This window comes from Streptomyces sp. NPDC007205 (assembly GCF_040634095.1).
Lineage (GTDB): Bacteria > Actinomycetota > Actinomycetes > Streptomycetales > Streptomycetaceae > Streptomyces.
This window is the reverse complement of the sequence record NZ_JBEYEW010000007.1, coordinates 234,537-247,427: the sequence shown is the minus strand read 5'-3', so window position 1 is coordinate 247,427 and position 12,891 is coordinate 234,537. Positions and strand designations below refer to the sequence as shown.

Below are 12,891 nucleotides of genomic sequence, written 5' to 3'. Positions count from 1 at the left end.
ACAGGCGGCTGACCTGCGGGGTCGTGCCAATTCAGCGGACCTTGCCAGCCTTTGGCGCATCCTGTGAAGGGCTCGTGCAGACTGGCTGGATGCGAACTGATCTCGTTTCGGAACCCGGCGACGCGAACCGACCCAACGAGGACTTCGCCGGTGCCGGACTACCCGCCTCCGGACAGGGAGGTTGCGTGATCGTCCTGGACGGAGTGACCCCGCCGAGAGGCCGGACGGGGTGTCTGCATTCCGTCTCCTGGTTCACCGCGCGGCTCGGCGGAGCGCTGACCGAACTTTCCCTTTCGGGCAGAGATCTGGCGCTCCCGGAGGTTCTCTCCCGGGCGATCGGCCGCACTGCCGAGGCCCATGTGGACACCTGTGAGCTTTCTCACCCGCGCACCCCCCAGGCAACCGTCGCCCTGGCCCGCTGGTCCGCCGACACGGTCGAGTACCTGGTGCTGTCCGACGCGGCGCTGCTGCTGCAGCGGGCCGACGGGACGGTCACCCCGGTCCTGGACGACCGTCTGGCCCGGATTCCGCGCTCCCGGCTCACCACCGACGCCCTGGTGGACGCCACCCTGCGCAACAAGGAGGGCGGTTTCTTCACGGCCGCCGCCGATCCGTCGGTGGCGGCGCGTGCGGTCGCCGGCACCCTGCCCCGCCGCGAGGTCCGCGCCGTGGCCGCGCTGACGGACGGTGCGACCCGGTGGACGGAGAAGTTCCACGAGGGCGACTGGCCGGCCCTGTTCGACGTGGTCGCGAAGGAGGGCGCCCGGTCGCTGGTGGACCGGGTGCGGGAACTGGAGACGGCGGACCGGCAGGAGCGGGCGTTCCTGGGGCGGAGCAAGACGCACGACGACGCGACGGTCGTGTACGTGGAGCTGTGAGCCCCGGTGAGGGTTCCTACTTCTCCATGACGCCGTTCAACTGGTGGAGCAGCCGGGCCAGTTCCGCGACCTCGCGGCGGTCCCAGTGGGCGAGCTGGCTGACGTACCGGGCGCGGCGCGCCTCGCGGACCTTGCCGACCCGGCCGCGCCCCTCGTCGGTGAGGGTGACGAGCCAGGCGCGGCCGTCGGCGGGATCGGGTTCGCGGGCGATCAGGCCCAGCTCCTCCAGGGCGCGCAGCTGGCGGGACATGGTGGCCTTGCCGACGCCGATGTAGCCGGCGAGCTCCGTGGCCCGCTGGCCGCCGTGCTCGTCCAGGCGGATGAGCAGGCCGTACGCGGAGGACTCCAGGTCGGGATGGACCTCGCGGGCCATCTCGCCCTGGTTGGCCCGTGCTCGCCGCAGCAGCACGGTCAACTCCCTTTCCAGTGCCAGGAACTCCTGGTCCGCGCCCCTGGGGGTCACCTCGTGGGCGCCGCGATGCGCGTCGCCGTTTCCGTCCTCGTGCACGTCAGCACCCCTGCTCGGTTTCCCGGTCCTGAAAGTTTCTGCCAAAAGTCGTCATTGCCGCAGCTCCGTAAGTATTTCGCAGGCGTAGACCAACGGCAGCGTCCGGACCCCCTTCCCACGCCGTCATCTACGTGCGTAGCTTCTTTATCAGGCAATCAATGGCATGCCCACGCCAGTGCGCCTCTCGGTTCACGGTCACCGCCTCGTTCCCCCCACCCCAGCATCCCGGAGGCACGTCATGCCCGTGCACAGACCCGGCTCCGACCGCTCCGCCCGCTCCCTGCGCCCGCGCCCCCTCGCCGTCTTCGTCACGGCCGTGCTGGCGGCGCTCTCCCTCACCCTGCCCCTCACCTCCGCCCGGGCCGCGACCACCCCCAGCCGCGGTTCCGCCCACATGGGCATGGGCGTCCTGGCCCACGACGGCCGGCACGGCACCCCCGCCTCCAGTGCCGTCGCCCAGACCGAGGGCGTGGACGTCTCCGCCTACCAGGGCAACGTGGCCTGGTCGACCCTGTGGGTCAGCGGGGTGCGCTGGGCGTACGCCAAGGCGACGGAGGGCACGTACTACACGAACCCGTACTTCGCCCAGCAGTACAACGGCTCGTACAACGTGGGCATGATCCGCGGCGCCTATCACTTCGCGACCCCGGACACCGCCAGCGGCGCCACCCAGGCGAGCTACTTCGCCGGCCACGGCGGCGGCTGGTCGCGCGACGGCAAGACCCTGCCCGGCGCGCTCGACATCGAGTGGAACCCCTATGGGGCCGCCTGCTACGGCAAGAGCGCGAGCCAGATGGTCAGCTGGATCGCCGACTTCGTCACCACCTACCACTCGCTCACCAGCCGCTACCCCGTGATCTACACGGCCAGCAGCTGGTGGACCCAGTGCACCGGCAACTACGGCGGCTTCGGCGCCGACGACCCGCTGTGGATCGCCCGCTACGCCTCGGACCCGGGGACGCTGCCGGCCGGCTGGTCGTACTACACGATGTGGCAGTACACCTCTTCCGGCCCGACGGCCGGCGACCACGACAAGTTCAACGGGGCCCTGGACCGGGTGCAGGCCCTGGCCAACGGCTGATGCTCCGCTGCCGGCCCCTGCCCGCCCGGCAGGGGCCGTTCCGGCTGCGCCGGTGTTCTCCGCCGCCTGCGGGTACGGCGAGGGCCCGGACCTCCCTCACGGGACCCGGGCCCTCACTCGTCCGGCAGCGTCCGTCACGCCGCTACCGGAACCTCCGGCGTCGCCCCGTTCGTCGCGGGCGCGAGAGCCAGGTCCAGGACCTGGCGGACGTCGGTCACGGTGTGGACGTCGAGCCTGTCCAGCACCTCGGCCGGGACGTCGTCCAGGTCGGGCTCGTTGCGCTTGGGGATGATCACGGTGGTCACCCCGGCACGCTGCGCGGCGAGCAGCTTCTGCTTCACGCCCCCGATGGGCAGCACGCGGCCGGTCAGTGAGACCTCGCCCGTCATCGCCACGTCCGTGCGGACGAGCCGTCCGCTGAGCAGCGACGCCAGCGCCGTCGTCATCGTGATGCCGGCGCTCGGGCCGTCCTTCGGGACCGCGCCCGCCGGGAAGTGGATGTGCACGCCCCGGTCCTTCAAGTCGCCGACCGCGAGCTCCAGTTCGGCGCCGTGACTGCGCAGGAAGCTCAGCGCGATCTGCGCGGACTCCTTCATCACGTCACCGAGCTGACCGGTCAGGGTCAGGCCCGCCGCGCCCGTCTCCGGGTCGGCGAGGGACGCCTCCACGAAGAGGACGTCACCGCCGGCGCCGGTGACCGCGAGGCCGGTCGCCACACCCGGGACGGACGTACGGCGCTCGGCCGGGTCCTGGGCGGACTCGGGCACGTGGTGCGGACGCCCGATCAGGCCGCGCAGGTCCTCGTCCCGGACGGTGAACGGCAGATCCCGCTCGCCGAGTTCGTGCTGGGCCGCGACCTTGCGGAGCAGGCGTGCGACCGAGCGCTCCAGGGTGCGCACGCCGGCCTCGCGCGTGTATTCGCCGGCCAGCTTGCGCAGGGCGCTCTCGTCCAGGGTGACCTCGTCCTTGCCGAGTCCCGCCCGCTCCAGCTGGCGCGGGAGCAGGTGGTCGCGGGCGATGACGACCTTCTCGTCCTCGGTGTAGCCGTCCAGGCGGACGATCTCCATACGGTCGGCGAGCGCCTCCGGGATGGCCTCCAGGACGTTGGCGGTGGCCAGGAAGACCACGTCCGACAGGTCGAGTTCGACCTCCAGGTAGTGGTCCCGGAAGGTGTGGTTCTGCGCCGGGTCCAGGACTTCGAGCAGGGCCGCGGCCGGGTCGCCGCGGTAGTCGGATCCCACCTTGTCGATCTCGTCCAGCAGGACCACCGGGTTCATGGACCCGGCCTCCTTGATCGCCCGTACGATCCGGCCGGGCAGCGCACCGACGTACGTACGGCGGTGGCCGCGGATCTCGGCCTCGTCGCGGACGCCGCCGAGGGCCACGCGGACGAACTCGCGGCCCATGGCGTGGGCCACGCTTTCGCCCAGACTCGTCTTTCCGACGCCAGGGGGTCCGACCAGGGCGAGTACGGCACCGCCGCGCCGGCCGCCGATCACGCCGAGCCCGCGCTCACCGCGCCGCTTGCGCACCGCGAGGTACTCGATGATGCGCTCCTTCACGTCCTGAAGGCCCGCGTGCTCGGCGTCCAGGACCGCCTTGGCGCCCTGGATGTCGTACACGTCCTCGGTGCGGGCGTTCCACGGGAGTTCGAGGACCGTGTCCAGCCAGGTCCGGATCCAGGAGCCCTCGGGCGACTGGTCGGAGGCCCGCTCCAGCTTGTCGACCTCCTTCAGGGCGGCCTCGCGGACCTTCTCCGGCAGGTCGGCGGCCTCCACGCGGGCGCGGTAGTCGTCGGACTCCTCACCCTCCGACTCGCCGTTCAGCTCGCGCAGTTCCTTGCGGACGGCCTCCAGCTGGCGGCGGAGCAGGAACTCGCGCTGCTGCTTGTCGACGCCCTCCTGGACGTCCTTGGCGATGGTCTCGGCCACGTCCTGCTCGGCGAGGTGGTCGCGGAGCTGCTGCGCGGCGAGCTTCAGCCGGGCCACCGGGTCGGCGGTCTCCAGCAGTTCGACCTTCTGTTCGGTGGTGAGGAACGGCGAGTAGCCGGAGTTGTCGGCAAGCGCGGAGACGTCGTCGATGGCCTGGACGCGGTCCACGACCTGCCAGGCGCCGCGCTTCTTCAGCCAGGTGGTGGCGAGCGCCTTGTACTCCTTGACGAGGTCCGCGACCTGACCCGGCAGCGGGTCGGGGACGCTTTCGTCGATGCGGGCACCCTCGACCCACAGGGCCGCGCCGGGTCCGGTGGTGCCGGCGCCGATCCGCACCCGGCCGCGGCCGCGGACCAGAGCCCCCGGGTCACCGTCGGCCAGCCGGCCGACCTGCTCGACGGTGCCCAGCACACCGGTCTTCGCGTATGTGCCGTCGATCCGTGGCACCAGCAGCACCTTGGGCTTTCCGGGCGCGGACCGGGCGGCGGCCTGTGCGGCCTCCACCGCGGCCCGCACCTCGGCGTCGCTCAGGTCCAGCGGAACCACCATGCCGGGCAGTACGACCTCGTCGTCGAGCGGCAGCACGGGCAGGACGAGCGTGAACGCCGGTGACTCAGCAGCCATGATCTCCCCTTCGGCAGTCAAGTTGAGCTATGCCGACTCAACTGTTAGGGGTGCGCTGATGTTCCCTTCGCTTGTTCGCTGTGAGCGATCACGTTCGCCCAAGGGGGTGCCCAGCCATGAGCGTTCGCGTGTGCGGGCGCCTCACGGCGCCTGGCGCCACCGGCGGACAAGAGGCCAGCCCGCTACGCCTATCGTCAGCGCGATCAGGTGGCCCCAGTTCGTCATCGGGTCCTCGAAGGCGATCAGGTCGTTCAGGAGGAGGCCGGTCGTGAGGGCGAGTACGGGCCAGCGGAGCCAGGGGCCCAGGAGGCCGGCCAGGGCGCCGGTGCTGGCGGCGACGCCGAAGCTGATGCCGTAGTCGAGGCGGTGCAGCGAGGTGCCGGGGAGGTGGCCGAACAGGACGGCCAGGCCGACCGGGACCTCGGTGGCCAGGGTGGCCAGGACGTGGCCGGCCAGAAAGACGCAGGCCGCCCGCGCGCCGCCTATGCGCCGTTCGAGCGCGGTGAGCACCAGCACGAACGCGAGCGCGTACGGCGAGAGGACGCCGCCCGCGCTCCACAGGGCGCTCGCCAGCAGCACCAGCACGGGGGTGCGCACCAGGTGGGCGACGTCCGTGCTGGAGTTCTGGTAGAGGGCGTACACCAGGCCCGGGTCGGCCAGGGCCGCGATCACCGAGGTGACGGCCAGGACGGCTCCGTAGGAGAAGGTGAACGGGGTGCCGGTGGGCGTGGGCAGCAGGCGCCACAGTCGCGGGACGCGCACGGCAGGGCGCGTGTCGGCGGGGGCGGAGGCGGGGTCGCAGACGGGGGCCGCGGCGTGCCGCTGGCGCGGCATGCCGTCCAGCAGGTCCGCGAGCGCGGGTGCCGGGACGACGACGCCGCCGTCGGTGAGCGGAGCGCCCGGCAGGGGCGCGGACGCGGCCGAAACAGGGCCCGTCACGATCGGTTCCACAGTGTGGCGCTCCTTCCTTCGCGCCCCACCCTTCGCGTTGCGCGGTCCGCTGTCTATGACCGACGCCACGCGAGAGCGGATTCACAGCAACCTCTCACGTGCCGGATGCGTCCGCCTCCGATCCGATGCCGGCAGCGTGCGCGTGTCCTCCGCAATTCCCGTGAAGGGCAGGGCACGTTCAAGCAGGATGGGAGCATGACTGCTGCCGTGTACGACTCTCCCGCGATCCTCGACCGGCGCGACGGCCCGTACGGCGAGGTGGTGCTGCGCCGGCACGGAAAGCTGCTGCAGATCATCGCCAACGGCTGTTTTCTGATGGACACCTCCGACGGCCGCTCGGAGCGCCTCCTGGTGGACGCCGCGTACGGCGCGCTGGACGGGCGGCCGGAGCCGGCCGTGCTGATCGGCGGCCTGGGCGTGGGATTCTCACTCGCACATGCGGCGGCCGACCCCAGGTGGGGGCGGATCACCGTCGTCGAGCGGGAGCCCGCCGTCGTCGACTGGCACCGGGACGGTCCGCTGGCACAGGTCTCCGCCGGTGCGCTCGGCGATCCGCGCACCGAAATCGTGCAGGACGACCTCGTGGCGTTCGTCCATGAGACATCCGACACGTTCGACGCGCTCTGCCTGGACATCGACAACGGCCCCGGCTGGACCGTCACGGAGGACAACGGCAGTCTCTACTCGCCGGACGGACTCGCCGCCTGCTCACGGGTGTTGAGGCCGGGTGGGGTGCTGGCCGTATGGTCCGCCGAACCCTCTCCGGAATTTGAAGGAACCATGCGGAATGCCGGGTTCCGGCAGGTGCGTACCGAAGAGGTCCCCGTTGCCCGGGGCGTTCCGGACGCCGTGCACCTCGGCGTCCGACCTGGATAGCGACAGCACGACGGATCCCCGTAATGTGCTGCCCTGACGCGGATCATTCAAGCGTCAATCGCAGACATGGGATCACCCCACTGGTTCCGGAAAGCAACAAGCAGGGGCGGGCGATGGAGCAGACACACACCTCCCAGAGCGGCGCGGCGACGACCACCCCGGGCGCACAGCGCCGGGTCCTGGTCGTCGAGGACGACCCCACGATCGTCGACGCCATCGCGGCCCGGCTGCGCGCCGAGGGATTTCTCGTGCAAACCGCGTCGGACGGCCCGGCAGCCGTCGACACGGCCGAGGCATGGCAGCCCGATCTGCTGATCCTCGACATCATGCTGCCGGGCTTCGACGGCCTCGAGGTCTGCCGGCGGGTGCAGGCACAGCGTCCGGTGCCGGTGCTGATGCTGACCGCGCGGGACGACGAGACGGACATGCTGGTCGGTCTCGGGGTCGGCGCGGACGACTACATGACCAAGCCGTTCTCGATGCGGGAGCTGGCCGCGCGGGTGCATGTGCTGCTGCGGCGGGTGGAGCGGGCGGCCCTGGCCGCCGCGACGCCCCGCAGCGGGATCCTGCGCCTCGGCGAGCTGGAGATCGACCACGCGCAGCGCCGGGTGCGGGTGAAATCCGAGGACGTCCATCTGACGCCCACCGAGTTCGACCTGCTGGTGTGCCTGGCGAACACCCCGCGCGCGGTGCTCTCCCGTGAGCAGCTGCTCGCCGAGGTGTGGGACTGGGCGGACGCCTCCGGCACCCGTACGGTCGACAGCCACATCAAGGCGCTGCGCCGGAAGATCGGCGCCGAGCGGATCCGTACGGTGCACGGCGTCGGGTACGCGCTGGAGACGCCCACCCCATGAGCGGTGGCGGGCGGCAGGCCGCACGGAGGAGCCCCGGGGAGGATCCCTGGGGCGGCGTACGCCCGTTCTCGATCAAGACCAAGCTGGGTGCGCTGGTCGTCATATCGGTGCTGATCACCACCGGACTGTCGATCGTCGCCGTGCACACCAAGACCGAGCTGCGCTTCATCACGGTCTTCTCGATGATCGCCACCCTGCTGATCACGCAGTTCGTGGCGCATTCGCTCACGATGCCGCTGGACGAGATGAACACGGTGGCGCGGTCGATCTCCGAGGGTGACTACACCCGGCGGGTGAGCGAGGGCCGCCGGGACGAGCTGGGTGACCTCGCCCGGACGATCAACGTCATGGCGGACGAGCTGGAGACCCAGGACAGCCAGCGAAAAGAGCTGGTCGCGAACGTCTCGCACGAGCTGCGGACCCCCATCGCCGGGCTGCGGGCCGTGCTGGAGAACATCGTGGACGGGGTCACCGAGGCCGACCCCGAGACCATGCGGACGGCCCTGAAGCAGACCGAGCGGCTCGGCCGGCTGGTGGAGACCCTGCTCGACCTGTCCCGGCTCGACAACGGCGTCATCCCGCTGAAGATGCGGCGTTTCGAGGTGTGGCCGTACCTGTCGGGCGTGCTGAAGGAGGCCAACATGGTGGCCTCGGCGCGCGCCGGCATCGCCTCCGGCTCCGGCAGCCACACCCGCACCGACGTCCATCTGCACCTGGACGTCTCCCCGCCGGAGCTGACCGCGCACGCGGATCCCGAGCGCATCCACCAGGTCGTCGCCAACCTGATCGACAACGCGGTCAAGCACAGCCCGCCGCACGGCCGGGTGACGGTGAAGGCGCGGCGCGGACCGCAGCCGGAGTCGCTGGAGCTGGAGGTCCTGGACGAGGGTCCGGGCATCCCCCGGTCGGAGTGGCACAAGGTGTTCGAGCGGTTCAACCGGGGCGCGGTGACCCGGCCGCACGGCCCGGGCAGCGACGGCGGCACGGGCCTGGGGCTGGCGATCGCCCGCTGGGCGGTGGATCTGCACGGCGGCCGGATCGGTGTGGCCGAATCCGAGCGCGGCTGCCGGATCATCATCACTCTTCCGGGACTGACTTCCGCCCCAAGTTGACGTAAAGTCCGAGGCGGAAGCACAAGATCCACGACGGTCGCTGCCGTTGCCGTGCAGCTGGACACGTGTGATCAGAGGCAGGCCCCCGCCACCCGTCGAACGCAGGCGCGCCGGGCCGGGCCGGTGCACCCTCTCACACGCGGAACCACGCTTGTTTCCCGCCATATCAAGCCCTGAAACAAGATTTCCGATGTGACTTACGCGACGATGACCTTGCTCGACCTGACCTTCCCGGCTGTGGAGGCGTAGCCTTTATTCCCGCTGTCCATCACCTTGTGAAGCGGAAGAGGGCGGTTGCCGCCGTGTCGCCACAGTCCCCCAGTAACTCGAGCATCTCCACCGACGACCAAGCCGGGAAGAACCCCGCTGCCGCGTTCGGTCCGAACGAGTGGCTCGTCGACGAGATCTATCAGCAGTACCTCCAGGACCCGAATTCGGTAGACCGCGCCTGGTGGGACTTCTTCGCCGACTACAAGCCCGGTGCTGCGGCCGCGGGGGCCGCAGAGACCACCACGGCTCCACAGGCCCAGAGCGCGCCGGCCCCGGCCGCGCCCGCGCCGGCCGCCGCGGCACCGAAGCCGGCCACCCCGGCCCCCGCTCCCGCGGCGAAGGCCGCGGCCCCAGCCCCGGCCAAGCCGGCGACGCCCGCACAGGCGCCGGCCCAGCCGAAGGCGAAGGAGAAGCCCGCCCCCGCCGCCCAGGCCCCCGAGGGCCCGGAGCTGGTCACGCTGCGCGGCCCGGCCGCCGCCGTCGCCAAGAACATGAACGCCTCGCTGGAGCTGCCGACCGCCACCTCGGTCCGCGCGGTCCCGGTGAAGCTGCTGTTCGACAACCGCATCGTCATCAACAACCACCTCAAGCGCGCCCGCGGCGGGAAGATCTCCTTCACGCACCTGATCGGGTACGCGATGGTGCAGGCCATCAAGGCCATGCCGGCGATGAACTACGCGTTCGGCGAGAAGGACGGCAAGCCGACCCTCGTCAAGCCGGCGCACGTCAACCTGGGCCTGGCCATCGACCTGGTCAAGCCCAACGGCGACCGCCAGCTCGTCGTGGCCGCCATCAAGAAGGCCGAGACGCTGAACTTCTTCGAGTTCTGGCAGGCCTACGAGGACATCGTCCGCCGCGCCCGTGACGGCAAGCTGACGATGGACGACTTCACCGGTGTGACGGTCTCCCTGACCAACCCCGGCGGTCTCGGCACCGTCCACTCCGTGCCGCGTCTGATGCCCGGCCAGTCGGTCATCATGGGCGTCGGCTCCATGGACTACCCGGCGGAGTTCCAGGGCACCAGCCAGGACACCCTGAACAAGCTCGGCATCTCGAAGGTCATGACGCTCACGTCGACCTACGACCACCGGGTCATCCAGGGCGCCGCCTCCGGCGAGTTCCTGCGCCAGGTCGCGAACCTGCTGCTCGGCGAGAACGGCTTCTACGACGACATCTTCGAGGCGCTGCGCATCCCCTACGAGCCGGTCCGCTGGCTCAAGGACATCGACGCCAGCCACGACGACGACGTCACCAAGGCCGCCCGCGTCTTCGAGCTGATCCACTCCTACCGGGTCCGCGGCCACGTCATGGCCGACACCGACCCGCTGGAGTACCGCCAGCGCAAGCACCCGGACCTGGACATCGTCGAGCACGGCCTCACCCTGTGGGACCTGGAGCGCGAGTTCGCCGTCGGCGGCTTCGCCGGCAAGTCGATGATGAAGCTGCGCGACATCCTCGGCGTGCTGCGCGACTCGTACTGCCGCACCACCGGCATCGAGTTCATGCACATCCAGGACCCCAAGCAGCGCAAGTGGATCCAGGACCGCGTCGAGCGCGGCCACTCGAAGCCCGAGCGCGAGGAGCAGCTGCGCATCCTGCGCCGGCTGAACGCGGCGGAGGCCTTCGAGACCTTCCTGCAGACGAAGTACGTCGGCCAGAAGCGCTTCTCGCTGGAGGGCGGCGAGTCCGTCATCCCGCTGCTGGACGCGGTCATCGACTCCGCGGCCGAGTCGCGCCTGGACGAGGTCGTCATCGGCATGGCCCACCGCGGCCGGCTGAACGTGCTGGCGAACATCGTCGGCAAGTCGTACGCGCAGATCTTCCGCGAGTTCGAGGGCAACCTCGACCCGAAGTCGATGCACGGCTCCGGCGACGTGAAGTACCACCTGGGCGCCGAGGGCACCTTCACCGGCCTCGACGGCGAGCAGATCAAGGTCTCGCTCGTGGCCAACCCCTCGCACCTGGAGGCGGTCGACCCGGTCCTGGAGGGCGTCGCCCGCGCCAAGCAGGACATCATCAACAAGGGCGGCACGGACTTCACGGTCCTGCCGGTGGCGATCCACGGCGACGCGGCCTTCGCGGGCCAGGGCGTGGTGGCCGAGACCCTGAACATGTCGCAGCTGCGCGGCTACCGCACCGGCGGCACGGTCCACATCGTCATCAACAACCAGGTCGGCTTCACGGCCGCGCCCGAGTCCTCGCGTTCCTCCATGTACGCCACGGACGTGGCCCGCATGATCGAGGCCCCGATCTTCCACGTGAACGGCGACGACCCGGAGGCCGTGGTCCGCGTCGCGCGGCTGGCCTTCGAGTTCCGCCAGGCGTTCAACAAGGACGTGGTGATCGACCTCATCTGCTACCGCCGCCGCGGTCACAACGAGTCGGACAACCCGGCCTTCACCCAGCCGCTGATGTACGACCTGATCGACAAGAAGCGCTCGGTGCGCAAGCTCTACACCGAGTCCCTCATCGGTCGCGGCGACATCACCCTGGAAGAGGCCGAGCAGGCCCTGCAGGACTACCAGGGCCAGCTGGAGAAGGTCTTCACCGAGGTCCGCGAGGCCACCTCGCAGCCGGCCGCCGGTGACGTCCAGGTGCCGCAGGACGGCTTCCCGGTCGCGGTGCCGACCGCGGTCTCCGCCGAGGTCGTCAAGCGGATCGCCGAGTCCCAGGTCAACGTCCCCGACAACATCACCGTCCACCCGCGTCTGCAGCCGCAGCTGCAGCGCCGCGCGACGATGGTCGAGGACGGCACGATCGACTGGGGCATGGGCGAGACCCTCGCCGTCGGCTCCCTGCTGCTGGAGGGCACCCCGGTGCGTCTGGCGGGCCAGGACTCCCAGCGCGGCACCTTCGGCCAGCGCCACGCGGTGCTGATCGACCGGGAGACCGGCGAGGAGTACACCCCGCTGCAGTACCTCTCCGAGGACCAGGCGCGGCTGAACGTCTACAACTCCCTGCTCTCCGAGTACGCGGCGATGGGCTTCGAGTACGGCTACTCGCTGGCCCGTCCCGAGTCGCTCGTGATGTGGGAGGCGCAGTTCGGTGACTTCACCAACGGCGCGCAGACGGTCGTCGACGAGTTCATCTCCTCGGCCGAGCAGAAGTGGGGCCAGACCTCCGGCGTCGTCCTGCTCCTGCCGCACGGCTACGAGGGCCAGGGCCCGGACCACTCGTCCGCGCGTCCCGAGCGGTTCCTGCAGCTGTGCGCGCAGAACAACATGACGGTCGCCATGCCGACCCTGCCGTCGAACTACTTCCACCTTCTGCGGTGGCAGGTGCACAACCCGCACCACAAGCCGCTGATCGTCTTCACCCCGAAGTCGATGCTGCGTCTGAAGGCCGCGGCCTCGAAGGCGGAGGAGTTCACGAGCGGCGAGTTCCGCCCGGTCATCGGCGACAGCACGGTCGACCCGGCCGCCGTCCGCAAGGTCGTCTTCTGCGCCGGCAAGGTCTACTACGACCTGGAGGCCGAGCGGGTCAAGCGCGGCGTGACCGACACGGCGATCATCCGCATCGAGCGGCTGTACCCGCTGCCGGGTGCCGAGCTGCAGGCGGAGATCAAGAAGTACCCGAACGCCGAGAAGTACCTGTGGGCGCAGGAGGAGCCGGCGAACCAGGGTGCCTGGCCGTTCATCGCGCTCAACCTGATCGACCACCTGGACCTGGCGGTCGGCGCGGACGTCCCGCACGGCGAGCGGCTGCGGCGCATCTCGCGTCCGCACGGCTCGTCCCCGGCGGTGGGTTCGGCCAAGCGCCACCAGGCGGAGCAGGAGCAGCTGGTGCGTGAGGTGTTCGAGGCGTAG

At 70.5% G+C, this 12,891-nt stretch carries 9 protein-coding genes; 6 read left to right on the top strand and 3 right to left on the bottom strand.

The window, feature by feature from the left end:
- Window positions 1–89 precede the first annotated feature (89 nt).
- Window positions 90–878: a protein phosphatase 2C domain-containing protein gene (locus ABZ624_RS15220; RefSeq protein WP_360087541.1), complete on the top strand. Its 789-nt coding sequence runs from the start codon at window positions 90–92 to the stop codon at window positions 876–878.
- A 16-nt stretch (window positions 879–894) separates the two neighbouring features.
- On the opposite strand, the gene ABZ624_RS15215 is transcribed toward ABZ624_RS15220, so the two are convergent.
- Entirely contained in the window at window positions 895–1,386 is a 492-nt protein-coding gene (locus ABZ624_RS15215) for a MarR family transcriptional regulator (protein ID WP_360087538.1), read from the bottom strand.
- 238 nt (window positions 1,387–1,624) lie between these two features.
- Between ABZ624_RS15215 and ABZ624_RS15210 the strand changes: the two genes are divergently transcribed.
- On the top strand, window positions 1,625–2,467 hold the full coding sequence (locus tag ABZ624_RS15210) for a lysozyme (RefSeq protein WP_360087535.1): 843 nt from the start codon (window positions 1,625–1,627) through the stop codon (window positions 2,465–2,467).
- Window positions 2,468–2,601: 134 nt separating this feature from the next.
- On the opposite strand, the gene lon is transcribed toward ABZ624_RS15210, so the two are convergent.
- Together lon and ABZ624_RS15200 are read right to left on the bottom strand one after the other, a co-directional pair.
- Entirely contained in the window at window positions 2,602–5,022 is a 2,421-nt protein-coding gene (gene lon / locus ABZ624_RS15205; protein WP_360087532.1) for an endopeptidase La, read from the bottom strand.
- 141 nt (window positions 5,023–5,163) lie between these two features.
- The gene (locus ABZ624_RS15200) at window positions 5,164–5,856 is read right to left on the bottom strand and encodes a rhomboid-like protein (RefSeq protein WP_360087830.1); all 693 of its coding nucleotides are present in this window, start codon (window positions 5,854–5,856) and stop codon (window positions 5,164–5,166) included.
- A 312-nt stretch (window positions 5,857–6,168) separates the two neighbouring features.
- Between ABZ624_RS15200 and ABZ624_RS15195 the strand changes: the two genes are divergently transcribed.
- The 4 genes from ABZ624_RS15195 (at window position 6,169) to ABZ624_RS15180 (ending at window position 12,891) form a co-directional block, all read left to right on the top strand.
- Window positions 6,169–6,849 (top strand): spermidine synthase, encoded by a 681-nt coding sequence (locus ABZ624_RS15195; RefSeq protein ID WP_360087529.1) that lies wholly within the window; start codon window positions 6,169–6,171, stop codon window positions 6,847–6,849.
- Between the two features lie 113 nt (window positions 6,850–6,962).
- On the top strand, window positions 6,963–7,703 hold the full coding sequence (locus ABZ624_RS15190) for a response regulator transcription factor (protein ID WP_031163266.1): 741 nt from the start codon (window positions 6,963–6,965) through the stop codon (window positions 7,701–7,703).
- Complete coding sequence (locus ABZ624_RS15185) at window positions 7,700–8,815, top strand: HAMP domain-containing sensor histidine kinase (RefSeq protein ID WP_360087527.1); 1,116 nt, start codon at window positions 7,700–7,702, stop codon at window positions 8,813–8,815. The genes ABZ624_RS15190 and ABZ624_RS15185 overlap by 4 nt, the downstream gene beginning before the upstream one ends.
- Before the next feature lie 302 nt (window positions 8,816–9,117).
- Window positions 9,118–12,891: a multifunctional oxoglutarate decarboxylase/oxoglutarate dehydrogenase thiamine pyrophosphate-binding subunit/dihydrolipoyllysine-residue succinyltransferase subunit gene (locus ABZ624_RS15180; RefSeq protein ID WP_360087525.1), complete on the top strand. Its 3,774-nt coding sequence runs from the start codon at window positions 9,118–9,120 to the stop codon at window positions 12,889–12,891.

Bases quoted from the DNA above. Each gene is read 5' to 3' on its own strand.
- ABZ624_RS15185 (WP_360087527.1), top strand. From the start codon at position 7,700: ATGAGCGGTGGCGGGCGGCAGGCCGCACGGAGGAGCCCCGGGGAGGAT.
- ABZ624_RS15190 (WP_031163266.1), top strand. From the start codon at position 6,963: ATGGAGCAGACACACACCTCCCAGAGCGGCGCGGCGACGACCACCCCG.
- ABZ624_RS15220 (WP_360087541.1), top strand. From the start codon at position 90: ATGCGAACTGATCTCGTTTCGGAACCCGGCGACGCGAACCGACCCAAC.
- ABZ624_RS15210 (WP_360087535.1), top strand. From the start codon at position 1,625: ATGCCCGTGCACAGACCCGGCTCCGACCGCTCCGCCCGCTCCCTGCGC.
- ABZ624_RS15200 (WP_360087830.1), bottom strand. From the start codon at position 5,856: ATGCCGCGCCAGCGGCACGCCGCGGCCCCCGTCTGCGACCCCGCCTCC.
- lon (WP_360087532.1), bottom strand. From the start codon at position 5,022: ATGGCTGCTGAGTCACCGGCGTTCACGCTCGTCCTGCCCGTGCTGCCG.
- ABZ624_RS15195 (WP_360087529.1), top strand. From the start codon at position 6,169: ATGACTGCTGCCGTGTACGACTCTCCCGCGATCCTCGACCGGCGCGAC.